The 25,098-nt window shown below is 49.7% G+C and carries 21 protein-coding genes; 7 read left to right on the top strand and 14 right to left on the bottom strand.

The window, feature by feature from the left end:
- Positions 1–4: 4 nt before the first annotated feature.
- From IEX60_RS15715 to IEX60_RS15705, 3 genes are all read right to left on the bottom strand, one after another.
- On the bottom strand, positions 5–793 hold the full coding sequence (locus IEX60_RS15715) for a sulfotransferase family protein (protein WP_188752287.1): 789 nt from the start codon (positions 791–793) through the stop codon (positions 5–7).
- 316 nt (positions 794–1,109) lie between these two features.
- Positions 1,110–1,484, bottom strand: a complete 375-nt coding sequence (locus tag IEX60_RS15710) for a DMT family protein (protein ID WP_188752286.1) — start codon at positions 1,482–1,484, stop codon at positions 1,110–1,112.
- A gap of 140 nt (positions 1,485–1,624) precedes the next feature.
- Positions 1,625–3,628, bottom strand: coding sequence for a M13 family metallopeptidase (locus IEX60_RS15705; RefSeq protein ID WP_188752284.1), 2,004 nt, complete (start codon positions 3,626–3,628; stop codon positions 1,625–1,627).
- Between the two features lie 274 nt (positions 3,629–3,902).
- Here IEX60_RS15705 and IEX60_RS15700 point away from each other — a divergent pair, with 274 nt between their 5' ends.
- Positions 3,903–5,165: an MFS transporter gene (locus IEX60_RS15700; RefSeq protein ID WP_188752281.1), complete on the top strand. Its 1,263-nt coding sequence runs from the start codon at positions 3,903–3,905 to the stop codon at positions 5,163–5,165.
- An 18-nt stretch (positions 5,166–5,183) separates the two neighbouring features.
- Here IEX60_RS15700 and IEX60_RS15695 read toward each other — a convergent pair whose 3' ends face one another.
- The 9 genes from IEX60_RS15695 to IEX60_RS15655 form a co-directional block, all read right to left on the bottom strand.
- A complete protein-coding gene (locus IEX60_RS15695; RefSeq protein ID WP_188752280.1) occupies positions 5,184–6,728 on the bottom strand; it encodes a hypothetical protein in 1,545 nt (514 codons plus the stop codon).
- Between the two features lie 313 nt (positions 6,729–7,041).
- Positions 7,042–7,722, bottom strand: a complete 681-nt coding sequence (locus tag IEX60_RS15690; RefSeq protein ID WP_188752279.1) for an ABC transporter ATP-binding protein — start codon at positions 7,720–7,722, stop codon at positions 7,042–7,044.
- Positions 7,719–8,642: a hypothetical protein gene (locus IEX60_RS15685; protein WP_188752278.1), complete on the bottom strand. Its 924-nt coding sequence runs from the start codon at positions 8,640–8,642 to the stop codon at positions 7,719–7,721. The genes IEX60_RS15690 and IEX60_RS15685 overlap by 4 nt, the downstream gene beginning before the upstream one ends.
- Positions 8,642–9,223 carry an LOG family protein gene (locus tag IEX60_RS15680; protein WP_188752277.1) on the bottom strand — a complete coding sequence of 194 codons (582 nt, stop codon included), beginning with the start codon at positions 9,221–9,223 and terminating at the stop codon, positions 8,642–8,644. The genes IEX60_RS15685 and IEX60_RS15680 overlap by 1 nt, the downstream gene beginning before the upstream one ends.
- Positions 9,224–9,550: 327 nt before the next feature.
- Positions 9,551–10,087 carry an NUDIX domain-containing protein gene (locus IEX60_RS15675; protein ID WP_188752276.1) on the bottom strand — a complete coding sequence of 179 codons (537 nt, stop codon included), beginning with the start codon at positions 10,085–10,087 and terminating at the stop codon, positions 9,551–9,553.
- Positions 10,088–10,150: 63 nt separating this feature from the next.
- A complete protein-coding gene (locus IEX60_RS15670; RefSeq protein ID WP_188752275.1) occupies positions 10,151–10,735 on the bottom strand; it encodes a hypothetical protein in 585 nt (194 codons plus the stop codon).
- 103 nt (positions 10,736–10,838) lie between these two features.
- Positions 10,839–12,227 (bottom strand): hypothetical protein, encoded by a 1,389-nt coding sequence (locus IEX60_RS15665; RefSeq protein WP_188752274.1) that lies wholly within the window; start codon positions 12,225–12,227, stop codon positions 10,839–10,841.
- Between the two features lie 3 nt (positions 12,228–12,230).
- A complete protein-coding gene (locus IEX60_RS15660) occupies positions 12,231–14,699 on the bottom strand; it encodes an uL10 family ribosomal protein (protein WP_188752271.1) in 2,469 nt (822 codons plus the stop codon).
- Positions 14,665–15,768, bottom strand: a complete 1,104-nt coding sequence (locus IEX60_RS15655; protein WP_188752269.1) for a hypothetical protein — start codon at positions 15,766–15,768, stop codon at positions 14,665–14,667. The genes IEX60_RS15660 and IEX60_RS15655 overlap by 35 nt, the downstream gene beginning before the upstream one ends.
- Before the next feature lie 65 nt (positions 15,769–15,833).
- Between IEX60_RS15655 and IEX60_RS15650 the strand changes: the two genes are divergently transcribed.
- From IEX60_RS15650 to IEX60_RS15635, 4 genes are all read left to right on the top strand, one after another.
- A complete protein-coding gene (locus IEX60_RS15650) occupies positions 15,834–16,151 on the top strand; it encodes a hypothetical protein (protein ID WP_188752268.1) in 318 nt (105 codons plus the stop codon).
- A 121-nt stretch (positions 16,152–16,272) separates the two neighbouring features.
- Positions 16,273–17,217 carry an aldo/keto reductase gene (locus IEX60_RS15645; protein WP_188752265.1) on the top strand — a complete coding sequence of 315 codons (945 nt, stop codon included), beginning with the start codon at positions 16,273–16,275 and terminating at the stop codon, positions 17,215–17,217.
- Entirely contained in the window at positions 17,217–18,353 is a 1,137-nt protein-coding gene (locus IEX60_RS15640) for an aldo/keto reductase (RefSeq protein WP_188752263.1), read from the top strand. Before IEX60_RS15645 ends, IEX60_RS15640 begins: the two co-directional genes overlap by 1 nt.
- Positions 18,354–18,364: 11 nt before the next feature.
- Positions 18,365–19,492: an L-dopachrome tautomerase-related protein gene (locus tag IEX60_RS15635; protein ID WP_229717594.1), complete on the top strand. Its 1,128-nt coding sequence runs from the start codon at positions 18,365–18,367 to the stop codon at positions 19,490–19,492.
- A 1-nt stretch (position 19,493) separates the two neighbouring features.
- Here IEX60_RS15635 and nfi read toward each other — a convergent pair whose 3' ends face one another.
- Positions 19,494–20,174, bottom strand: a complete 681-nt coding sequence (nfi, locus tag IEX60_RS15630; protein WP_188752262.1) for a deoxyribonuclease V — start codon at positions 20,172–20,174, stop codon at positions 19,494–19,496.
- Positions 20,175–20,285: 111 nt separating this feature from the next.
- On the opposite strand from nfi, the gene IEX60_RS15625 reads away from it, so the two are divergent.
- Together IEX60_RS15625 and IEX60_RS15620 are read left to right on the top strand one after the other, a co-directional pair.
- Complete coding sequence (locus IEX60_RS15625) at positions 20,286–22,850, top strand: cation-translocating P-type ATPase (RefSeq protein WP_188752260.1); 2,565 nt, start codon at positions 20,286–20,288, stop codon at positions 22,848–22,850.
- Between the two features lie 109 nt (positions 22,851–22,959).
- Entirely contained in the window at positions 22,960–23,664 is a 705-nt protein-coding gene (locus IEX60_RS15620; RefSeq protein WP_229717593.1) for a copper resistance protein NlpE N-terminal domain-containing protein, read from the top strand.
- 77 nt (positions 23,665–23,741) lie between these two features.
- Here IEX60_RS15620 and tig read toward each other — a convergent pair whose 3' ends face one another.
- The gene (gene tig, locus IEX60_RS15615; protein ID WP_188752256.1) at positions 23,742–25,091 is read right to left on the bottom strand and encodes a trigger factor; all 1,350 of its coding nucleotides are present in this window, start codon (positions 25,089–25,091) and stop codon (positions 23,742–23,744) included.
- Between the last annotated feature and the right edge of the window lie 7 nt (positions 25,092–25,098).

Here is a 25,098-nt window from a genome sequence, read left to right as displayed (position 1 = left end):
ATTTTCAAATCTGTTTCACCTCGAATGGGTAGCCATATGTGTCAAACACATCCGCCAGCTCTTGCTCAATCTGCAGCAAGCCCCGTTTATCTAATTCCTCGCAATACGAATTGATTTTTCCTTTTCTGAAATCATTGCTTGCTAGCGTCTGTGCTTTTGCAGTATTGGCTTTAACCACCTGTTCCAGGTCTTCCCTGCTCGCATCGACCCCAATAAAACGGCAGATCCTTCCCAGTTCCTTAAACGGATCGCGCCAAAGCGACTCGTAGTGTATACGCATCAGATGTTCATAGCTCTTATAAGGTTCAGCGGCCTCCGCATACCGCCGGTATAACGCAATGGCTTCTGAAACCGTATGGGCTAACCGCAGTCCGCTGCTGAATGTACTCCGCAACATGCTGTTGACGACGGCGCGCGGATCGCGGATGACATGAATGATTTTCGCTTTCGGAAACAAGGTCGTGATACGATCGAGCTGCAACGCGTTAGCCGGTGTTTTCTCCAGCAATACCGCACCGGGATACCGGCGCGCCTTTTCGGCGATACCTTGACGGATTTCGCGGTCTGTGAGGTTCCAATGAAAAATGCCCGTTTCCGTGGTGACAAACCCCGCACCTGTTTTCATCTGTTTGACGCTGTGTCGTTTTGCCAGGGTGGGAAAATCCTCGATAAGGAGCGGCTCCACCTGTTTGAAGGACGACAACAAACCCCAGGTCCACGACGTACCCGAACGGGGACAACCTGCAATGAATACCAAATGCTTTGGTGATTTATGTTTCCAAAATAACTTCATCCGAAATCGCTTTGGGCATCGATGGCTACGCAAAAAAATAAAAGGGAACACCCTTTAAACAAGGGCATGGATACAAACGAGCAATCGTTACCTGAAAAAATTGCTTCAATTCCCTATCGTGCGGAGCGTTCCCACTTCATATAGCGGGCAATAAATCAGGGAATCGGTTTCACGAAATAAAGTACGCAATGCCATTTGCATTCGCTATCTCCACTACAAAAATGACGGAAATGATTTAAACTAACAAGGTTTTTTTGCTTTTTATCCGTTCCGCAACGTATCCGGATGTGCCTTATCTCCCCAGGTTGAAATGGTCTTACTTCTTAAAGATAAAGTACACAGCCAATACCAGAAATACGAAACCAATGAGGTGATTGATGCGGAGGGGTTCGTTTTTGAAGAAAACGATGGCGAATACGGAGAAGACCGTCAGCGTGATAACTTCCTGAATGACTTTCAGCTGCCACAGGTTGAACGGTCCGCCGTTTTCACTGAAGCCGATCCGGTTGGCAGGCACCTGGAGCGAGTACTCAAAAAGCGCAATACCCCAACTGATGAAAATTACGCCAACCAACCCTAAGTTATTGAACCAGTTCATTTCCTTGAACTTCAGGTGCCCGTACCAGGCAAGCGTCATAAACGCGTTGGACAGCACCAGCAGCCCCACGGTCAGGATGGCCTTTTTTAACATATTTTGAAAAACGACGCACGAAGATACGGCGAATTCCGGACACGAATCAAAAATATCTACGACAATCCGTAGGCTCTGATCCCTGCAAAAAAAGCCGATCCCGGAATGGATCGGCCATTTTGTGTATCAGCAGCGAATCATCACCAGATCACGATGCGCTTTTCTTTCGGAACAAACAATTTGTCACCCTCCCGGATATCAAATGCTTCATAAAACGCATCAACATTTACGAGCGGACCAACAGCCCGGTATTGGGCAGGGGAATGCGGGTCTGTTTTTACCTGATTGACCACAAATGCCTCCGTGGTTTTGGTACGCCAGATAGTTGCCCACGAAAGGAAGAAACGCTGTTGCTGCGTAAAACCATCAATCTTCCCGGGCTCGCCCTTGTCTTTCAGGTACATCTGCAAGGCTTCATAAGCAACAGATACACCTCCCAGGTCACCAATGTTCTCGCCCAGCGTAAACCGTCCGTTCACAAAAACACCCGGTATCGGTTCGTAGGCTTCAAACTGGGCTGCCAGCGCAGCTGTTGCAGCTTCGAATTTGGTTTTATCCTCCTCGGTCCACCAGTTGTTAAGATTTCCGTCTCCATCATACTGCGAACCGCTGTCGTCAAATCCGTGCGATAGCTCGTGGCCGATCACGGCGCCGATACCTCCAAAATTGACTGCGGGATCCGCTTTATAGTCGTAAAACGGTGGCTGCAAAATTGCGGCAGGGAAGACAATCTCGTTGTAAAGGGGACTGTAATATGCATTAACCGTCTGCGGCGTCATCCCCCATTCGGTTTTATCTACCGGCTTATCCTGCTTGGCCCGGTTTTCCTCAAACCGCCAGCGGCGGGCATTCAGCACGTTTTCAAACAGGGAAGTACCGACTTCAAGTTTAGAATAATCTTTCCACTTATCGGGGTATCCGATTTTCACATTAAACTTATCCAACTTCTCCAATGCCTTTTCCTTGGTCTCGGCAGACATCCATTGCAGTTGGCCGATCCGGTGTGCGAAAGACTTTCTAAGGTAGGTAACCAATTCTTCTGCAGCACTTTTCGCCTCTGCCGGAAAATGACGGTCCACATACAATTTTCCCAGCAGCTCCCCTGCCGTTCCATTTACGAATTGCAGTCCCCGCTTATCCAAAGAACGCTGTTCTTTTTGCCCATTCAATGTCTTTCCCCAAAAATCGAAACTGATTTGATCCAGCTCTCGGGTAAGGCTTGTGGCCGCACCATTTGCAATCTCAAAACGCAGAAGATCTTTAATCACTTCTAGGTTTTCAGGTTTCAGCACCTTGTCAAGCGCCTTGTAATAAGCCAATTCACCGATGATGACCGTATCCGCTCTGAATCCCAAATCCGAAAGATATTGCGCGAGATCAATATTTTTTACCATCTTTTTCAGATCGGACACCGCCACCGGATTGTAGCGAAGCGATGCATTGCGGACCTGCTCTACGGTGAGCATGTGGCTTGCCAGTTCTTTTTCAAACGCAACAATCTTTGGCCCTTTTAAGTCGCGCGTCAGTTGCCCAACCTTGGGAAACAGTGTATTGATGTAATTTTGATAATTTACCAAGGTCTTGGCGTTGGCTTCGTCTTCTTTTTGGTAATAGGCTCTTCCCAATCCAAGGCTGGCGGCACCCAGGTAAATTGCATTAACGTTGCTGTTTTTCATGTGCGCCGATACACTTGCACTGAAAAACGGATTCCCCCCGATGGGTGCCATTTCTACGAGGTACCGATACAGGTCGTCGAAGTCCCGAATGGCATCTACTTTTTGAAGGAAAGGCCTAATCGGCCCGATACCTACCTTATCCCGCGCATCGAAATCGGTATAACTCCGGTACAGATCTGCAATTTTTTGCCTGTCCGATCCTTTTGGATTGGTTTGTTCCAACGATTCCTGTAAGATTTTCAGGGTAGCTTCATTGGTCTTCTCAATGAGTTCATTGAAGCTCCCCCAACGCGATTGGTCTGAGGGTATCTCCACCGTTTTCATCCAATTTCCGTTCACGTAATTATAGAAATCGTCCTGGGGGCGCACCGAAGTGTCCATAAACTCCAGGTTAATGGCGTGAGGCTGTTGGGCAGAGGCTGCTGCGGTAGCGAGCGTAAAAGCTACCAGGATTACATACTTCTTCATGTGGCACTATTTTTATAAAAAAAAGCAAATTTAAGAATAATTGCCGTATCTTCGCACGCACAAAATTGATCCCAATGAAATTGGCACAAAGCATTCAAGTAGCCCCACATTATCGGGACAGGGCTTGAGGCCACCGACAGCGTAGCCTTCGGTGTTCCCTTTTTTCAGGTTTTCTCCTGAAACAATCTGTTTTTTTATGTTTTAGTTTTAACCCTTGCCTTTCCCGGATTTGCGACGTTGCATTTTCAGAAGGCGATAACGAATTCTTGATACCATGACACCTACGTGGAAACGAACGTTTGCCATCATCTGGAGTGGCCAATTTATATCACTGTTAAGCAGTTCCGCGGTCAACTTCGCCATCATCATCTGGTTGAGCCTGGAAACGGGATCGGCCGAAGTATTGGCATTTGCCGCGATCGCAGGTTTCCTGCCACAAACACTTATCGGGCCTTTTGCAGGTGTTTATATCGACCGCTGGGACCGCAAGCGTACCATGATATTGGCAGATGGTTTTATAGCCGCCTGTACAGGTATTATGTCCATGCTTTTTTACCTCGGTTATTCCGAGTTGCTATTCATCTACATCCTGTTGGCCCTTCGCTCGGTAGGATCGGCCTTTCACATGCCAGCGATGCAGGCTTCTGTGCCGCTATTAGCCCCGGAATCGGAGCTGCTACGCATCAGCGGGATCAACCAGGTCATCCAATCGGTTTCCAGTATTGCCGGACCGGCATTGGGTGCGTTGGCCATTGGCTTGATGGATATTGGCTATGTCCTACTGCTCGACATCGGCGGTGCCCTATTCGCCATTGCCTCCTTGCTTTTTGTCCATATCCCGAATCCGGAAAAGGCCGAGACAGCACAGCGCGCGGGGATAAAGCAGGTCATGCGCGATCTCCGACTGGGTATCAGCGCTGTAACGTCAAACAAAGGGATTTCGTGGCTCTTCGGGTTTTCCGTGTTGGCCACCTTCTGCATTATGCCGGTAGCCGTTTTGTTCCCGTTGCTTACCTTGCAGCACTTTGGTGGCGGCAAATTTGAAATGAGCCTCATCGAAGTGGTCTGGGGTGTCGGTATGTTAGTAGGTGGTGGATTACTGGGCATCTTTAAGCCTTCGCTGAATAAAATTACCATCATCAACGGTATGCACATCCTATTGGGGGTCAGTCTGGCCGCTTCAGGTTTGCTACCAGCTTCGGGATTCATTCTTTTCGTGGCACTTACCGTCCTCGGAGGGATCGCTGCATCCATTTATAATGCTAGCTTTACCACCGTACTTCAGGAAAAGATAGATGCCTCCATGCTCGGAAGGGTATTTTCGATGTATTTCAGCATTGCACTCCTGCCCTCTATGCTCGGTTTACTGGGCACTGGATTTATTGCCGATAACATCGGCATCACATTGACGTTTGTGATCCTCGGCAGTGTAATCGGTATCATCGGCATTGTCTCCTTCTTTGTGCCTGTCCTAATGAAACTGGGCATTAAAGAAGGAAAACCACCGGTACCTGTAGCACAGGAAATGGATAAGTAGTTAACATTATCGTCGGTATTAGGGTTTGATAAACACCGGTGAACCAGTCAATTTAAGGGGACTGGATACACCGGTCTGCTTATTTTCCCAATTGAACTGCGTAGCATTCTTTATATTGAACGATGCAGGGAAACTGTATTCGGCCGTTGTGGTTTCCGATGTGCCGCTGGTTTTTGCCCACAATACATAGATATAATCTTTGTCATTAACAGAATAAAACGCTCCGCCGTCGATATGAGAGGGCAATTGCAGGCGGGTTGTTGCAGCCGGATCGTATTGGCGGCTGCTTAGCAAGTGGCTAACTGTGCGCCATGCAACCCCTCCCGGCGTAATGGTTGCATGGTAAGGACCGGACGTGATCTGCTGATAAAGTCCCATCGCTTGATAAGGGTCAGTAGCTTGAGCCAAGGACTTACTTTCAGCAGGGCCATAAATATACAGTCCACGAACGCCTGCCTTCTGCGCAACAACAGCCGCTTTGATCAAAAAGTTTCGCTGCACTTCATCTCCGCCAACATAGCCATTAATGGCTTTGCGAGGAATATTGACCTCTGTGACAATAAATTCTTTTGCTGGATTAGCCGTTCCATCATAGCCATATTTATCCAGCACATCCTGAAACCCATTTTTATGGCTAACTACCGCTGCAGCCGCTGCATCGGAATGTTGATCACTGCCCAAGTAATACATCGGATACACGTGGTAACTTAACCCATCGAACCACTCACCACCTTTTTTTGGATAATCGGCACTTACACTTCCTCCACTTGGGTTATCGGTGTTACGTAATATGGCTTCCAAAAAACCGGAGTAGCCCAATCCACCGACACAGACCACTCCTTCGCTATCTAGGTGTTTGACAATTTCGTAGGTGACTCTAAGCATCCGCACATAGGACTGTATAGGTGCAGCAAAATTAGTAAGGTCGCAGGGGTTGGGATCTGATTTGGACCACGTTTGGGTAGCCGACCAGTTGTTGGTGTAATCCGGTTCGTTCCAGACCTCCCAATACTTCACATAAGGACTGTACGTTTTTACCACATTGTATACATAGCTGGCATAATAGTTATTCGGATTCACTTCTCCATCTGATGACCATATGGGTTCATACAAGTTGGCAAAGGTCTGCGACTGGACGCCATCGCAGTATCGGCTTTGATCCCTATGTGCATCCGCAGGCCCATTAAGAAAGATGGTGTGATTTTTACCACCCAGTGTCCGGTAAGTTTCAAAAGTATGTACCCGGATGTCATAACCCCACCGTTCTACAAAATGATCATACATAGCTGGACGCAGGCTGTTCACCCCTGCTCCTGCGATATCCTTTGCTGCATTGCCCATCAACATTTCCGCCAATTGTTCATCGGACCAACCAGAATAATATCCCATGTTGGAACCATACAAGAATAGCCCCCCTAACCCCAAAGGTGTTCCCAGATCGGGCTTTGGATTTAAATCCACATCAGGGTCATCATCCGCTTGGATTGCATATTTATCCTTTGAGCACGAACCAAAAAAAGACAGGAATAGCGCCAAAAATAGGGGGTAGATTGTACGAGACATAGATTATTAAAATCTTGTTAATCACAGGTAAATAGTAATGTTCTTCAAAGCAAATATTTATCATCAAAATTTATACCAAGTTATAACTTACTGATAAATAAGCCAAAAATTTAATTCAATGCCTCCTTGGTGGTTGACAGTTCCCCTTTCTGTAGATTTTTATACTCGGTTAATTTAGATGCTACACTAACAAAGAAGAGTCGCGAGAAGCCTCAAATCGAATTGGTTAGCATAAGGCAGTATTGATAGTGGAATTTGAAAAAGAAGTGGCCATCGCTAAATCTAAGTACCGTAAAATGGATCCCCAATTCAGCTAAAAACGAATTGCATCAAGCCGATTCCCGATGGCAAAAGCAGCCATATCACGCTCCAACCGCTCAAAATCATCTTTACCGATGATTTCCGTTATGTTACCGCCGTCCAACACGTGGATAATGTCGCAGGTGTCTTTAAGGGTTGAAAAGATATGTGAAGAAATCAGGACGGTCTTTTTCTCATTTTTCAATCGTTGGATGATCTCGGTAATCAACAACGCACTATGGATATCCACCCCATTAAACGGTTCATCCAGGATAAAAAATTCGTTCCGTTGCAAGAGGACCGCCAGCAGGCCCAGCTTTTTCTTCATGCCGGTAGAATATTGTTGCGCGTACCGATCAAGCGGAAGGTCAAATACGTTCTGCGTATCCAAGCCCTCATCCGGCACCCCACGCGCCTTACAGAATAACCGCAGATATTCACGTCCGGTAAGCCTTGATGGAAAATAAGGTTCGGTTTGCAAAAATCCAAGGCGGTCTTTCAGTCGCCCGCCTTCGGCAATCACATTACCACCGTGGGTTTCCAGCCCTGCTAAGCAATTGAAAAGGGTGGTCTTCCCGGCCCCATTCTGCCCCACCAAGCCATATACCTGCCCCGTTTGGAAGTTCAGATCAATCCCCTTGAGCACCTCATCCGTACCAAATGATTTCGTTAATTGGAATACTTCAACATTCATAAAATCAGCGCTATATTATTTTTTGCCTGTTGGTAAAAATAAGGTATGGAAATCACCAACAAAGGGGGAAATACCAATGACAAAGTTATAAAGATACCCTGCAGAATACCTACACGCTGCGGAAAAGCGGCGTACTTACTCAGCACGGCCAGGACAAGATAACCATACCCCATCGCCGCAACGGCTAGTACAGCAGGCCAATAATCCGGAAAAACACAGGTAACAACCAGCACCATGGGGAGTAGCATCACCGTCAGGTACCGAAAAGCTGTACGTACTTTCAGCAAAAGAAAGGACCGGGGTGGCAGACGGTAAATCCAAACATACAACAGGGGTTCGCTCCACGCATAGTAATTGAAACATATTAACACAACCAGCAACAGCGTAGCGATACTGAGGTACCCGTTGCCTACATACATCCCCATAAGCATCAGCCCATAGGCGATGAATAGCGGGCCGACAGAGGTTCTGAAGCCCACAGCAAACTCAAAAGGACGACCCGAAAACGGTGTAGGCAGTGTAGCCGATCGGGCAGTACCGATGCGGAGCGGTATTGTGGCTGCTGCCAACACCAACAAGCCCAATGCAAACCAGATTTCACCCCTGCAAAGGAGGAACGCAAGGAAAGGTGTGACTAGCAGCGTATGCTCCAGCATACGGACACGCCGGTACGTCCGCCGGTCGAATGCCTGTCGAAGAAAACGCAGGCGCGTTGAATTGCACAATTGAAGGAGGGCTACGGCGGCAACGCCTACATACACCCAACTGGCGTACACCATACGGGAAAACAACGCGATGGAACCTCCGACAAACAATACGGGTGCACCGACGTATACAAGCCAGGGATTTATACCCCATTCATCAATGGCGCGGTGTATTCTTTTGGCTTGTAAGTAGAAAAAATAAGGCAGGACAGCCATCAAGTGGTTTCTTTACTGATCCATTTGCCGACCGTAGGAGCTTGGTAATTCTGCATCTTATGGAGTAAATCCGGAATATCCGCGCTCCACAACAGCATCTGATGATTCACTTCTTTCAGAAATCCCTTATCGACCATGTGCTGCGCGAGCGCGATCAGTTCGTCGTAAAAACCTTCGGTGTTGAGCAGTCCCATAGGCTTACGATGGAGCCCCAATTGCCCCCAGGTAAGCATCTCGAAAAACTCTTCCATGGTGCCGAAACCGCCCGGCAATGCGATGACACCATCGCAAAGTTGATTCATTTTCGTCTTCCGTTCGTGCATCGTATCGACAATGAACAGTTCCGTGAGCCCTTCATGGGCGATCTCCTTGGTTTGCAGAAAATAGGGCAGCACGCCCACTACCCTTCCGCCGTGCTGAACCGCACCGTTGGCTACAGCCCCCATAAGCCCCACTTTCGCCCCGCCATATACCAACCCGATGCCCAACTCGGCCAGCGTTTTACCCAACAGGTAAGCCTGTTCCTCATAAATGCGATCGGCGCCTATGCTCGAACCGCAAAACACAACGATGTTATTCATGTGAAGCAAACTTAGATAAAGTTGCTTTTTTATGCAATGATAATCGTTAAATAAAAAAACCGCAATGTTATTTGCTTTGCCTAAACCTCCCATACTTTTTCCCTACACCAACCTCACTTATACCTTTTAGAAAATTTATTTTTTCTTCTTGTTTTACTTTTAGTTTATTCGGTTAACTACCGAATAAGACCCGAATAAACTCCGAATAAAATACGAATTTAAACCGAGTAAATAGTAAGTTTGGTGTAAACTTAGGTGCTGGCAAGGGTAAGCCCGCACAATAAATTATCGTTTTATGAAACCTGCATGAGCAGTAGAATACAGCAATTATATGCCCACAATCCGCGCCGCCATCAGAATGCCACACATGGAAATGGAATCAGTGATTTCACCGCGCATTACCATTTCGGCCGCCTCAGTCAGCGGTACCCGCTTCAATTGGAGCTCCTCGGTTTCCTCCGGCTCGGCCTCGCCGGGTTGCAGTCCCGTCGCCAAATAGATAAATCCTTCTTCATCCGTAACTGAATTTGATGTGTGGATACGTCCGATACGCTCCCATCTTTCCGCTACCAGGCCTGTTTCCTCCCTGAGCTCGCGCTTGGCTGTCTCCAGCGGATCCTCATCCAGTGGTCCTCCTCCTTCCGGAATTTCCCACGAATATTCTCCGAGTGGATAACGGAATTGTCCCACCAGGTAAATATATCCCTCGTCATCCAAGGGAAGGATACCGATGGCCTTGTTTTTAAATTTCACGACTCCATAAATACCGGGTTTATTAGCAGGGGTCGTGACTTCCCGGTGTTCTACCTGTATCCATGGGTTATCGTATACCTGATCGATGCGGATGGTTTTCCAATTATTCATTTCTGTATGTCTGCGTTCCGCTCAGAAGCATTCCACCACTTCCCAGACAGACTCTTATTTAACTTACTGATACTGAATTTGTTTATCCACATTAGCTATCGTAACCCCTTTCCACTTCCCTTTTATTTCGGTGAGTGTTCCCGATGGTTTGCCTTCGAATGTGGCGGTATAGGAAACGTTATATTCATTCAGGTAAACACTCATAGTCACCGTAACACTGGTGTTCGCAGGTACATTGAGTGTGTCACGGAAGTTAACCACGGGAGGCAGTTGCATTAATTCGTTACCATACGACCATTTCGGCTCGCCGAGCATCGCCACCCCCTCGTTGAATTGAACGGGCACCGCTATGCGGGTCTCCGCGGGGTCAACCAATTGGAACGCCCTGGCATTATCGCTGAAAAACTGCGATGTCTCCAGCACATCTGCCAACGGGTCTATGATAATCTTCTGTGCGATGCTCGTATGGTTTGAATAACTCAATGAATGCAGAGGACGCACGAATGTCTCAACTTTATCTCCCGCTTCCAGGGTATAGGTGATCGTTTTCAGCTCATGTGTGTCTTTCGCAGGATCGGGCGAATACACCGTTTTTTCGCAGGAAAATAACATCAAAGCTGCTAACCCGAGTAACGTTTCCTTCCTCATGAATGGATGATTTTGTTTACCGCAAAAGTCGCTAATCCAATCGGGCTTTGCAATGAAAATATTCGGTTTGCATCAGCCGGATATGCCGACGGGAGATAAATACTCACGGATGAAAGACGATATCAAGAACATTGTTACGTTCGAAATCCGTGCTGAGGTGGAATTTCCGCTGTTCGCCATCCGTATATACCAGTAGTACCGCTGTATTCGGCGGAATCCGTCCGAGGTTTTCCGCCCGGAAGACGATGCGGTTGCGGCCACGCTTCAACGTCACACCAAATCGCTTTCCCTGCCTGGTTACCTCCATTCCATCGGCGATAACGGCACCATTAACCTCCAAAGAAATGACATCACCATCTTCCACCTGTTCGTCGCTCAATTCCAGTATTACCTGCTCCGTACCGACTTTCAGCTGTCCGATGCGCTGATTGCGCCTGCCTTTGGTATATACGGGTGTTTCCCGGGGCGATGTTGGCTCGGCATAGCCAGCGGTATCCGTTGGTTCGTCCGGATCGCGGCTGGGAAGTGGCACCGATGGTTCAGATGGTTCTGGCATTACCGGAGGCGCTGGCTCATACTGAAAACGGGCCACCATGACCGTTGAATAGGCATTGCTGCGATCACTGAAATCAAACCCGTATAGCTGACCGCTGTCGCCTCCGGTCCCGATCAAAAAATCAGCAGTATTGGGTGGCAGGTCGCCATAGTTGTCTGCAAAGAAAGCCAGGTAATTTTCACCCGAGTCCAACACGATGCTGTCTAAAGACATTGCCTGTTCCAGGGGCAGTCTATCCGCCAGCATCCTGCCGTTGTGTACAATGGTGACCGTATCCCGGTCGTACCGCTCCTCATCCTGGATAGCCAGGCTCAAAATGTCCCGTTCGCTCTTTATCGGATCGTACACCCCGTAATAGATGGTGTCTGTATTTACGATACGCTGCGTATGCGGATGTACCCATGGCTTGCTGTCCGTCCGCTGGAGTACGACGTCCGTCCGGTAAAGGAAATCGCGCAGAAAGACTTTGGTATTGGTGTAGAACTCATTATCGTAAAGCCCCCACATGAAAATCCCGAAATTATCCAGCCAAAGTCGTTTCAGCACCAGCTTTTCACCATCGGCGCCAGCCTGTTGATGTTCCAGCACCCCATTCAGGTACATCATCCAGGGCCCAAGCCCAAACGGTTCCTCGATCAATGGATATTTATTGCGGCCTATCCCCAGTTGTCCATCGTTTTTCTTGACGAACAGCAACTCGTATTCGCCCTTGAACAAGTGGGCGTGGGTCAACTCCAGCTTGGCAGGATACAGCATTCCGGCCGTTGGCTCGGCGATGCGCAGCGTCATGTCAATGGCTGGGATATGGGGCCAGGGTTTATACGACATCGACCAGGTTCCGGTCCATTGCGATTGTGCCGAGACTGTTTCCGGCAATCCCATCACGCCCACCATCCAGACTCCCAAAAAACTAATCCAATTATTCAGACACGCCATTACCTATGGAAAGTTTGGTGCAATAAAATCCGCAAGATAGGTACACTCCGAGGCCGCAGCACGGATGAAATCCGTATCGAGATAGTTCTCGCGCAATTCCTTGAAATACCTATTGCGCTGACTGAACACCCAGAATGGATCGGGCTGGCCCTGTGCGGACGCATAAGTTGTATCGTAATAGTCGCGGATATTGTCAAACAGATACGATTTCTGCTCGCACTTTGCCAGCATAAACGTGCATTTGGCCTGAAACTCCCGGTCACCGCTCAACTCCCGGGCTTTTCTATACCACACCGCCGCCTGGCGGGCTTCGTGGAAATCGCCGGAATAATAGTAAGCACCTTTCAGGTAATTATCGGAACTCGTCCAGCTGTAGCTGATCAGTTGCCAGGAATTGCCAAAAGCGCCGGTTTGATAGACCCCATTGGCCAGCTGGAAATAATATGCAGCGGCGTGGTCCGGATCGTCCGCAATCCGTCGCTGCAAGTCGGCCATGGTGTTTGCAAATTCCGCCTTTGATAGCGCTTCGTTACCAAATTGCTTCGGGTAGTCGCTAAGTGTTTCCAAAAACGGATCGGGCCATAGCGTATCTTCTTCCGCACTGTACCAATTCACGGGTGCTGGGGGTGCAAAATCAGTCGACAGGTGTGCAAAGGCTTTCGATGCAGCGGCATAATCGTGCATGCGGAGGTAAGCCGTTCCGAGTAAATCCCAGAATGGGTCGGATTCCAATGCACCCAATTGCTGCTCGAAAAGTGGCGCCCAGGGCCTATTTACCCCCTCTCTTCCCCAGGTAGCTAAGCGTTCAAGCGCAGCGGGCTGCAGTTGTTCCTGCCAAAAGGCCTGCGTGGGCCATCCCAGGCGGTCGTACAGTTCGCCTGCGGGTTCGATTTCGGTTCCTCCCGGAGATGCTCCCTTCCACATTAATAAAGCAGCCATCGCGGTGTCCTTTTGCTGCATGTAATGCGGAGCCAGAACGGATTGGTACAAGTTGGTCGCCGTGCGGTTGAACCGGAGATCGGCGGCTGCCATCCAGGAATACCGTTCGTTGCCATAGCGTGTGATTGCCTGATTGATTTCATCCTGCCGTTTTTGGTCCAGCCACTGCAGTGCAGGTAACATTGCCTTTTCGTCTACGTTGTCTGTTGCCTTCAGCCGGTTTACGTTGATCAACAGTTCAACAATCCGGTACTGGTCGGCCAGCCGCTCGGAAAGCCGCCCCACTTTTACCCCTGCCAGCAGTGCCTCCGCTTGGTCGGCGTTGCCCAATAACCAGTGTACATACGCTTCGCTTACCATGCCCAATCCAGGCTCGGTGTACTGCTTTTCAGATGCCAGCTTTCGCGAAAAATCGGCAATCCATGCCGCATGATTGCGGGCTTTTGCCTGGGTGGAATCCGGCCGGTAATAATCCGACCACCACCCTTCCTGGTAATATTGCGAGGCTTCGGTAAGCTGGGTTTCCAATTTATTGATTTCCCGGGTAAGCAACACGCCCACCAGCGGACTTTTCGGTGCTAGGTCGTAGACAGATGATAGGGTCTCCCGGTCAAAACCACCATTATTGAATCCCCGGATGGCCCAAATGGCTGCCCGTTCTTCGTTGGATTGGGCGAGGGCGAGTACATCTTCAAACGGGACATCGATGTAATGGAAGTTCTTGTAAGCCTGCACCCGCCGTTCGGGGCTGGCGGTAAACACCTTTGAAAATAGGTATGCAGCCTCAGCGGGTTCATTAAGACGGCGGGTTGCGCCGGCCTTGAGCGCAAGTGCCCACCCTTTTACGGCAGACTTCTCACGCGAGGGCTGGATGTATTCCTCGTAGGTTTCGACACAATCCTCAAACAAGCCGGAGTAATGGTACATCCGAGCCGCCTGGTAGGCATACCGCAGACGGAGGAACCGGTTCCGTGGATGTTCGTCGGCCCGTCGGAGTGCGCTATCTGCAAGCGCTTCCATCCGGCCAAGATCCATGGTATCCCTCGGATCCGGATCCCAATAATGGTTGTAAGTCACTGTCGCATAAGGCTCCAGCTCCTTAGCAAACAGGAAATAAATGCGGGCCGGTTCGTTTGCCGCCAGCCCTTTGAGGTACGTATTGGCTGCCAGGCTGTCGGGAAGCGCCACCTCACCGCCGGTCAGGTAACGCAGGATAACCGAATCGGTTGCGCTATCGGTATGATACATCAGCTGTCCCACATCCACTGCCCGCACTCCTTTCCCCAGATAATCCGCCCATTCCCGGCTGTTGATCCGTACTTCAGATTCGGGCTCGGCTTCATCATAAAGGAAACGCATGTTTGTAAATGAGAAGGGCACATAGCCTTCATCGGGCACATTGTTGTGAAAAAACGACACGTAATAATCGTACGGATCCGGCTCCGGACCACAAGAGACATTGATGGCTATCTCACCGAAATAACTCAATAGGAATACGCTAAAAACGATGCACAATCTCTTGAAGCTGTTCATCAGAAAACGATTTAAATACTTGGTTATCCAAGTGATAAAACAATAAAGTAAACCTTTCCTTCCGCTTATACCTGGCCAGAAAATCTGCGGCAGCAGAAAGATCTTCCCATCGGGTCTGCTCCCTCCGCACCACGTCGCCCTGTTGTAATCCGGCAGCGGGCAGCGCTACCTTCAGTCGGTATAACGACGATTCCGCATCCCGGGCAAAAACGGAGGTATCCGAGAGCATACGCGGATCGAGGCGTTTGCTGATCCCTGTATATTGGCCCTTACGGAACACCACCGACCAACTGAACAAAGGTAACGCCATATCCATGGGCAGCGGGTATTCAGACAGGAAATCTTTCAGATAGGTATCCATCTCCCGCAGATCGATGATGGAGTTGTGTTCGCCGGGTTTTCTCAGATTACCCATATTGTAGCACATCAGCAGTGTGCGGTCTACCGGTGGGACACCGCTGCTCCGCCGGTTGCGTACCTGATGGAGGCGCAAGGTAGCAGAGAGCCGCACGGAATCCGCCATCCGAGCGCGAATCGCTTTCAGAAATCCGAAATATGCGTCCCTTGTGGATGCCGTCCAGTCGCAATCGATCTGGAGTTCATCAAATCCCGTTTTCCCCGCCTGCTTCACCTTCGCGGTCACGAAATCGATGATCCGGCCGGCCAGTTCCTCTTGCTGCCCGGCGGATAAGTCTTTCAACACGTTGTTAATGATATATACCACCGGAACGAGGGCGAGGGAATCGGGAAGCGGTTCCCGGAAGGTAATTGCCGAAACCGGGACGGCCTCGCCCTGCGGCCCCTGGGTATCGATGTCCATGATGCGGACAAACAATCGCTTTGCTCCGATTTGCGCCAGCGCATGTTTTTCGATACGGTTGGGTTCGTAAGCGGTTTTCCAATAGTAAAACGATGCCGTGGCCCCGTGATGTCGCCGGTCGCATGCAATCAGGGCAATCATCACACCAATTAGACCGATCAACCGGCAAACGTGCCTGATTTCCATCGTCCAAAGATACACGAAGCGGGTATTGCCGGCAATAGCTATTTTCAGGGATTCAGTGGACAAGCCTGTAGCGTTAGCGATATTAACTACGTTTTTAACGTAACAGTACGCATTGATAAACCCTTATTATGAAACACCATCCATTTGTTATCGCGTTTCTCATCTTCACCGCATTCATCCCCGGGTGTAAAAAGAACGACAACTTACAAACGCTGACGGGGACCATCGTTGATACCGGTTCGCCGGCTTTGGACGGTTGCGGTTGGCTGTTCCAAGTGGGTGATACGTTTTACCACCCCGTGAATTTAAGCGAGCAATTCCAGAAAAATGGGATCACCGTCACGGTTATCTTCGAAGCGCTGAACGACGAATATCGTTGTGGCTTTGTTCCGCCCGGCACGCCGGGGCATCCAAAAATCAAAATCCGGAGCATTACGCCAAAATAAACATCAGCAATACAATCTCAGCGATAAGATCCTTTTGACAAAAGCATGGCATTTATCCTTCCCATACATGCCCAAAACCTTATTAACTTGCCATTGTTAACTAACACAAGGGAAAAATTGTATGGAAAAAATAAAAATAGGCTTATCAGACCTGGAAGTAGCACCGATTAACCTGGGTGGGAATGTATTTGGCTGGACATTGGATGAAAAGCAGTCTTTTACCCTATTGGATGAATTTCTGGAAGGCGGATTCAACTTTATTGACACGGCTGACACCTATGCGTGGTGGGTGAATGGTACAGGAGGTCAATCGGAAACCATCATCGGCAACTGGCTGAAAAGCCGTGGCAACCGTGACCGGGTGGTAATCGCCACCAAAGTAGGGTCTGAGACCAAGGAGCACTCTTTTGATATCAGCAGAACGCATATTCTCCGGTCGGTGGATGAATCGTTACAGCGGTTGCAAACCGACTACATTGATTTATATTACACACATTACGACGACAATAAGACGCCCGTGGAAGAAACGCTTTCCGCGTATGATGAAGTCATCAAGGCTGGAAAAGTACGTTACATCGCTGCTTCCAACGTGTCACCGGCACGGCTGGAAGAGTCCTTCGATTTGGCGGAAAAGAAAGGTCTCCCCCGCTATGTGGCCCTGCAACCCCACTACAACCTGGTGGAACGAGCGGGCTACGAAACAGACTACGCTCCCCTGGCTGAGAAATACTGCCTGACGGTATTCCCCTACTGGGCGCTGGCGGCAGGCTTCCTCACCGGAAAATACCGCAGTGAGGCCGACCTCGGCAAAAGTGTACGTGGCGGTGGTGTAAAAAAATACCTCAACCCCAAAGGACTGGCGGTTTTGGATGCCTTGGATAACGTAGCCGCCAAACATCAATCGACACCTGCTACTGTATCGCTCGCCTGGCTGCTGGCTCAGCCGTACATCGGTGCGCCCATTGTCAGTGCTACCAGCCGGCAACAACTGGAAACCATCTTCGCCGCACCCTCCTTAAAATTGGACAGCGAAGACCTTGAACAACTGGACAAAGCAAGCAAGTGATGACAACACGAAGGGCATTCATCCAACAGGCAGCGGTCATTGCTGCAGCCGGTACGGCGATTGTCCCGGGTCAGGCATCGGCTGTTTCAAGCCGTGATTCCCGTCAAACAACACCAAAAGAACACCAACCCATGAATATCTTGTCTAAGAACTTAACATTCCCGCAGAACTACGGGCTGGGCGGTGTCGGCCCCGGCAACGGCTGGCACACCAATACCAGCGAGCAGATCCATCAAACGCTGCAGGCAGCATGGGAAGCCGGCGTCCGGTACTACGACACGTCGCCGTTCTACGGATACGGACTGAGCGAACGCCGGTTCGGTCATTTCCTTTTTGAGAAAGACCGGTCGGAATACCTGCTGTCTACCAAAATCGGCCGGATATTCGAGGCGGATCCGGCGTTCGAACCCGGATCGGCCGGACTGTGGAAGGGCCGGCTCAATTTCAAATTCCGCTACGACTACACTGCCGACGGCGTGAAGCGTTCCATCGAGGACAGCCTGCAACGCCTGGGCTTGTCATCCATCGATATCGTATTCGTGCACGACCTGTCACCCGATAACGGGGATCTGGGCGACCAATGGACGGAACAATTTGACGTTGCGGCCAAGGGAGCCTTCCCTGCGTTGACAAAAATGCGTGAAGAAGGAATTATCAAAGGCTGGGGACTTGGCGTAAACCGGCCGCAGCCCATCCTGAAAGCACTGGAAGTGGCCGATCCGGATGTCATGCTGGTTGCCATCCAATATACCCTGTTCGAACACGAAGATGCCCTCAACAACCTTTTTCCCGCCATGGCTGCAAAAAAAGTGAGGGCCGTTATCGGCGGGCCATTGAACGGTGGGTTTGCCGCCGGCCTGGACCGGTGGAACTACGGGCCCGGCCTCCCCAAGGATAGGGTGGAAAAACGCGATCGGATTAAGGCCATAGCCGACCAATATAAGGTGAGCCTATCTACCGTTGCCCTGCAGTTTGCTGCCCAGCATCCGGTCGTGGCGGCGGTGATCCCCGGAGCCAGCCGCCCGGAACAGGTGAAAGAAAATGTACAGTCGTTTCATACTACTATACCCGCAGCGCTGTGGAAGACACTGAAAGATGAGAAGCTTATTCATCCAGACAGCCCCGTGGGTACCTAAAAAAACAGGCGATGGCAATCCGAAAGAATTACAGTAAGGTCATGCTGATATTGATGGCACTGGTTACAACGGCAAGCTTAGATAGCCGCGGGCAACAACGATACCATAGTGACAAACTCATTCCAGTTGCCGATCTGGGTAAACGCCGGGCGATCGGTGTCAGTGTGTCCTCCGACAATCGGCTGTTTGTTTCCTTTCCCCGGCAGGGAACGGACTACCTGTATGGCCTCACTGAAATCGTTAATGGCCAGCCCCTGCCCTTTCCGGACGAAGGCTGGAATGCTCACGACGGCGACACAGCAACCCGTTTCGTCAACGTGCAGGACCTGTACGTAGATACCGAAGATAACCTCTGGGTACTGGACTCAAAACCTGCCCCCAAGGGATCAATATTTGGTGGTCCGAAAGGTAGTTCTGCAGCGGGTGCTTTCAAGTTATTGAAAATTAACCTCGCGTCAAATCGTGTGGAACGCGTATACACCTTTGACGATCTCGACAAAAGCACTTCGGGGCTCAATGATGTGCGCGTAGACACCGATAAGGGCTTGGCTTACCTCTCCGACCCGGGCCGCGCAGCGATTGTTGTGCTTAACCTTACATCCGGCACAACCCGGACCGTACTTAAAGATCAACCTTTTACCACGGCGGATCCGGATGTTATCCTTACCTATGACGGCAAGGAAATGCGGGATGGAAACGGTAATCCGTTCCGTTCGAATGTCAATGGCATTGCACTGACCAAAGACAACCGGTACTTTTACTTCAAGCCGATCAATAAACTGAACCTCTATCGCATCGAAACCCGGTACCTGGCGGATGCGTCACTTACCGATGACGAACTGGCGTCGCATGTGGAAGACATGGGCAAGACCACCGTGACCCACGGCCTCATTGCCGATAAAAAAGGCAACATTTACCTGACCTCGTCCATGGATTACAGCATCAAGTATCTTTCGCCCGATGGTAAACTGCATACCCTCGTCCAGGACTCGCGCCTGCTTTGGCCGGATTCATTTGGGATCGGATCAGATGGATACCTGTATTTCTCCTGTGCCCAGTTGCAGCGCGACCCGCAGTGGAACAACGGAGAAAACCGGGTGGAATACCCGTATCAGATTTATAAAGTGAAGCTGCCTTAGACTACCCGACGCCCTCCGGCAATTCTCCCCGCCGAAAGCGGTTTACGAGTTCATGTGCCAAGCGTGTGGGTTCGGGAATCCGGTATTTTCCAATGCATTGCCGGATGATTTGCAGGCTATTTTCCATACCCAGTAAATGCCCGGGTGACACAAATACCGGTGCGGTTTTATTTTTGCTGCGAAATGCGTAGCCGATCTGCTCGGCCCCGGTCATAATGGGGCTATGATCGCCCACCCATGGGCCTGGTTCATTATATTTACCTGTCAGCAACTTTTTGGCGCATCCCATACTCGGTTGCCCGGTCTCGACACCGAAATGCGCGGCAATGCCCAACCGGCGCGGGTGCGCAATACCATGCCCATCCACAACCAATACATCAGGCTTTACCGTCAATCGTTCCCATGCCTCTTTTAACGCAGGCACTTCGCGAAAAGCCAGGTATCCCGGCACATAAGGAAAGTGTGTTTCAGCCTGGACCAACGACCAGCCAACGGGCCGCAGTGCCGGAAACGAGAGCAGGATAATACCGGCATAAATTGTCGTACTGTATAAATTCAATGAAATATCGGCACCGCCGATGAGCCGCAGGGATACCTCCCGCTCCGTGGTGTCGGTGCGCTTGCGCAACTCCTGTTGCAAAAGGGTTGCTTGGGGGATGCTTAGTGTATCGTAATTCTCCATAACATCACTTCGGCAAACAAGATACCAATTATCCTGCGAACAAACATAATCACCGGGATACCGTTACGCTTTAATAATCACTATATTTGAAACACATAGCTCGCTCGATGTATGGCCTCACCCTGGTACCAGCAAACCACTGAACAGGTATTGAAACACCTGGATTCTTCCCCCGACGGATTAAACAAAGCAGACATTGCCGCACGGCAAGAGCGCCACGGCCCCAACAAGCTCGAAGGTGGCAGGCGAAAGTCCAAGCTGGCCATCTTTGTCGCCCAATTCAAAGACGTGATGATTGCCATACTTGGTGTGGCGGCAGCCATTTCCTTTTTTGTCGGCGAGCATACCGATGCCTATGTCATCCTGGGCATCATTTTAGGCAATGCTATCATCGGTTACATCCAGGAAAGCCGGGCGGAGGCATCCATACAAAAACTCCAGCAGATGGCCGCCCAGCACACCATGGTTGTACGGAACGGCACCCCTGCGGAAATCGAAGCCAGCCAACTGGTACCCGGGGATGTGGTGCTGCTCGATGCCGGGGACATCGTTCCCGCAGACGGACGGCTGCTGGAAATCAGCGCCCTCAAAATGGAAGAAGCCATGCTTACCGGCGAAAGTCATTCCGTGGAAAAACATACCGATCCCATTGAAGGGGATAAATTGTTGCCGGGTGATCAGCTCAATAGGGTATTTAAAGGAACGGTGGTAAGCAATGGATCGGCAAGGATGGTCGTCACTGAAACGGGGATGAGTACTGAAATGGGGAAAATTGCCTCCCTGCTTGAAGGCGAATCCCAACAGACGCCGTTGCAGCGAAGGCTTCAAAAATTCAGCAAACAACTGGTCATCATCGTGCTGGTAATTTGTACGGCCATATTTGCTTATGGCTTGTACCGCGGTGAACAGGCATTGACGATCTTTCTTACCGCCTTATCGCTGGCCGTTGCGGCGTTGCCCGAAGCTCTTCCTGCGGTAATCACCATTGCCCTTGCCAATGGGGCCGCCCGGATGGTCAAGCAACAGGCGCTCATCAGGAGGCTGCCCGCCGTCGAAACACTCGGGTCCGTCACCTATATCTGCAGCGACAAGACCGGCACACTCACCAAAAACAAAATGACGGTGGAGAAGGTCTGGCATGCAGACGGACAGGAAGTGCTGTTGTGGCATGCGTTCTTGCTGAACAATGAACTCCGGTTTGACGAAAGCGGGAAACCCATGGGCGACTCCACGGAGGTCGCCCTGGTCACTTACGCGCTTAAAAAAGGGATGGATAAGCAACAAGCAGAAAAGAAATATCCGATGGTAGATACCCTACCTTTTGATTCAGAGCGCATGCGCATGAGCTCTTTACATCAGCAGGGCGACAAATACCTGCTGCTGGTGAAAGGTGCGCCGGGAAAAATTGCCGAAGCCCTCTCGGCCGATTACGCCGACGAGAAAGAAAAGTGGCTGGACCTTAACCGCGAATGGGCCCGCGAAGGTCTAAGGGTACTCTTTTTTGGCTATAGATGGCTGGATAGGCAACCGGAAGAACTGGATGCGTCCCTGGAAGCGGAATTGGATTTTCTAGGTATGGCGGGTATGATAGATCCACCGCGCGAGGAAGTCGTGGAAGCTATTAAATTATGCAAAACAGCGGGAATTAAGCCCGTTATGATCACCGGCGATCAGCCGCTTACGGCAATTGCCATTGCCGAGCGCTTGAACCTCATCACCAGCAATGAAGAAAAAGCCCTTACCGGATCGGACCTCAATAAACTTTCGGACGACGAACTGAAAGCCAAGGTTCAGCACACCACTGTTTACGCTCGGGTTTCCCCTGAACAGAAACTCAATATTGTAAAAGCCCTTCAGCAAAACGGCGAATTTGTGGCCATGACCGGGGACGGTGTCAACGATGCACCCTCATTGAAGCAAGCCAACATCGGCGTGGCCATGGGGATAACCGGAACGGATGTCGCCAAGGAAACCGCGCACATGATTCTACTCGATGATAATTTCGCCACTATCGTCAAAGCCATTAAGGAGGGGCGCCGTATCTACGACAATATCCGGAAATTCATCCTGTATGTGCTGTCTTGCAACCTCGGCGAAATTCTCGTCATCTTTTTTGCGCCGATGCTGGGATTGGCTATTCCGTTGCTTCCGATTCATATTCTTTGGATTAACCTCGTAACAGATGGTCTACCGGGCTTGGCACTGGCCTCCGAGCCCGCGGAGAAAGACACGATGCAACGGCCACCACGCCAACCCGGCGAAAACCTCTTTGCAGGCGGCCTTATCCCGCGCATCGTATTAACCGGTGTACTAATGGCCACCGGAGCATTTGTCCTGCAACTCCTGGCGATGAACAAGGGCTATGACACCGCATACCAGCAGACCATGGTGTTCTCGATGCTGAGTTTCGCACAATTAGGAAACATACTGGTGATCAGAAGTTTAAACACCCCTTTGTTCCGTCTTCCTTTGTTCCGGAATCCGTTCTTAATCGTAACCATTCTATTTTCGGTGGGATTGCAATTGCTGCTGGTGTATATGCCGTTCCTGCAACCGGTCTTCAAAACCGTAGCACTGCCTGCCGAGGCCATCGGATTGACGGTTTTGGTATCTGTTTGCTGCGTAGCAGGTATTGAAGGGTTGAAATTGCTGATTGCCAAACTATCAAACAACTGATCTGTTTTTACTAACGTGGTACCTTTTTTGTTATTTAACACGGATGAAACCTCTAAAGTTAACGATTTACTGCATGATAGCTGTGACAGTCGCTGCTGGATCATGCCAAATGAAACGGACAACCTCCAACCAGGGGGCGGATTCCGCTCACAATAGCCAAAATTCGCTCGATTGGAGCGGAACGTATCAGGGGACTCTCCCTTGTGCCGACTGTCCCGGTATCCGGTATGTACTGACGTTGAAGGAAGACAACTCCTATCAACTGAAAACGCAGTATCTGGAGCGCGGTGATTCCGTGTTTACGGAATCCGGCAAATTCACGTGGGATAAAAACGGTAATCAGATTACGCTTGCTGAACGAGGCGAAAAATTCCAGGTGGGTGAAAACCAGCTGTTTCATCTCGATATGGAAGGCAATCGGATTACCGGAGACTTAGCCGAACATTACATTCTGAGCAAAACCACGGAAAACATCACCGGGAGGTATTGGAAACTGATAGAGCTACGGGGTAAGCCGGTTGCAGATGGAACCACCCAAAAAGAACCGTATATCCGTTTAAATGCAGAAGATAACCGCGTCGAAGCAAACGGTGGTTGTAACGGCATGGGGGGTACCTATGAATTATCGGACCCCAATCGGATTAAGTTTTCGCAGCTGATCGGCACCATGATGGCCTGCGAAAATATGGAAGTGGAAAATGGATTGAGGGAGGTTTTGAAATCTACGGATAGTTACCATGTGTCGGCTGACACGCTGCAATTATTCCGCGCGCGCATGGCTCCGCTCGCACGGTTTGTTGCTGTAGAAAAATAAACGCTATTGCCCAAAAATAAACGCCACGGATGCACAGGTAAACACCAATCATCCGTGGCTGTTATTAGCCGGTCAGTTTATTTCAGCTCCAGAAACTTATTGTATTCGATCTCTTTTTTCTCCAGCTTCACCAACCCTTTCAGGTAATCAAATACTTTTAATGCTTTCATCTCGTCAAACAAACGGTTGGCCTGTTCCTTATCACCGAGCAATTGTACCGCATATTGTGCCAATTGATCGTCTGTAGGTTCCTGTCCGGGGCTATACATTCTGATTTGCGCGGCTATGCGTTCTTTAGCCAACGCCAATACTTCTTCATACTTCACCTGCAGGTTGTTTTGCGAGATGATACGGTTTTCGATGAGGGTCCATTTCAGGTTCTTCAGAAAGTCGGCAAACCCTTCTTCTAGTTCATCCTCTTTGATTTCGGGATTAGTAGCTTTCAGCCACCGTTTTAGAAATGCCTCGGGAAAATCTACCTCTACGGTTTCCAAGCCTTTCAGGTATAGATCATTCTGTAAGCGTTGAGCGGCATTTTGCACAAACATGCTTTCAACCTCCTCCCGTACTTTCTCTTTAAATTCCGCCTCGGTTTTCACAACGCCTTCACCGAACAGCTTATTATAAAAATCTTCTGTCAATTCCGCTTCTTCCAGACGGTTTATATTTTTCACGGTCAATTTAAACACCGGGTTGTCCAGTGATTCAACTTCCTCCTCCGTAACTCCCAGTATACGGGCGATATCGGATGCGTTCTTGAAAGCTTTCTTTACGTCTAACGTTACTTCGTCATCCTTTTTCAGTCCGATCAGTGTCTTTTTAATCTTTTTATCCGCTACCAAATCCGTACGTACCGACGCCGTGTTGACAATTCCGCCTTCCAGTTCATTTCCCTCGGCATCTAACTGCTTCAGCTCCGCGTAGAGCACGTCACCGTCTTCCGAAACCTCCGGATTGGTCATTTTGCCGTAGCTGCGACGAAGATTTTTCATACGTGATTCCAACGTTTCCTCGTCTGCTTTGATCACATATTCCGGAAATTTTGATTTTTCATTGAACGGAATTTCAAACTGCGGTGCCAATCCGATTTCGTAGTTGAAAGAGAAGGTATCGTTAAAATCCCAATTATAGTCGCTTTTATCATCTTCCTTGGGCAACGGCTGCCCCAAAATATCCAGTTTGTTATCACTGATGTATTGATTGATGTGATCACTCACCAACCGGTTGATTTCATCAAAGAGAATGGCTTTCCCATACGTACGCCGGATGTGGGAAACCGGCACCATCCCCGGACGGAATCCCGGCAATTTAGCCTTTTTCGCTTGTTCTTTGATGGCTTTGTCTACTTGAGGGTTGTAATCCTCTGGAACGAGGTCTACTGTAATGACGGCATTGATTTCGTCGATGTTCTGGTGTGAAATGTTCATACTCAAT

The organism is Parapedobacter defluvii, assembly GCF_014642075.1.
GTDB lineage: Bacteria > Bacteroidota > Bacteroidia > Sphingobacteriales > Sphingobacteriaceae > Parapedobacter > Parapedobacter defluvii.
Note: the sequence above shows the minus strand (reverse complement) of the source record. Positions and strands in the feature narration are given on the sequence as shown.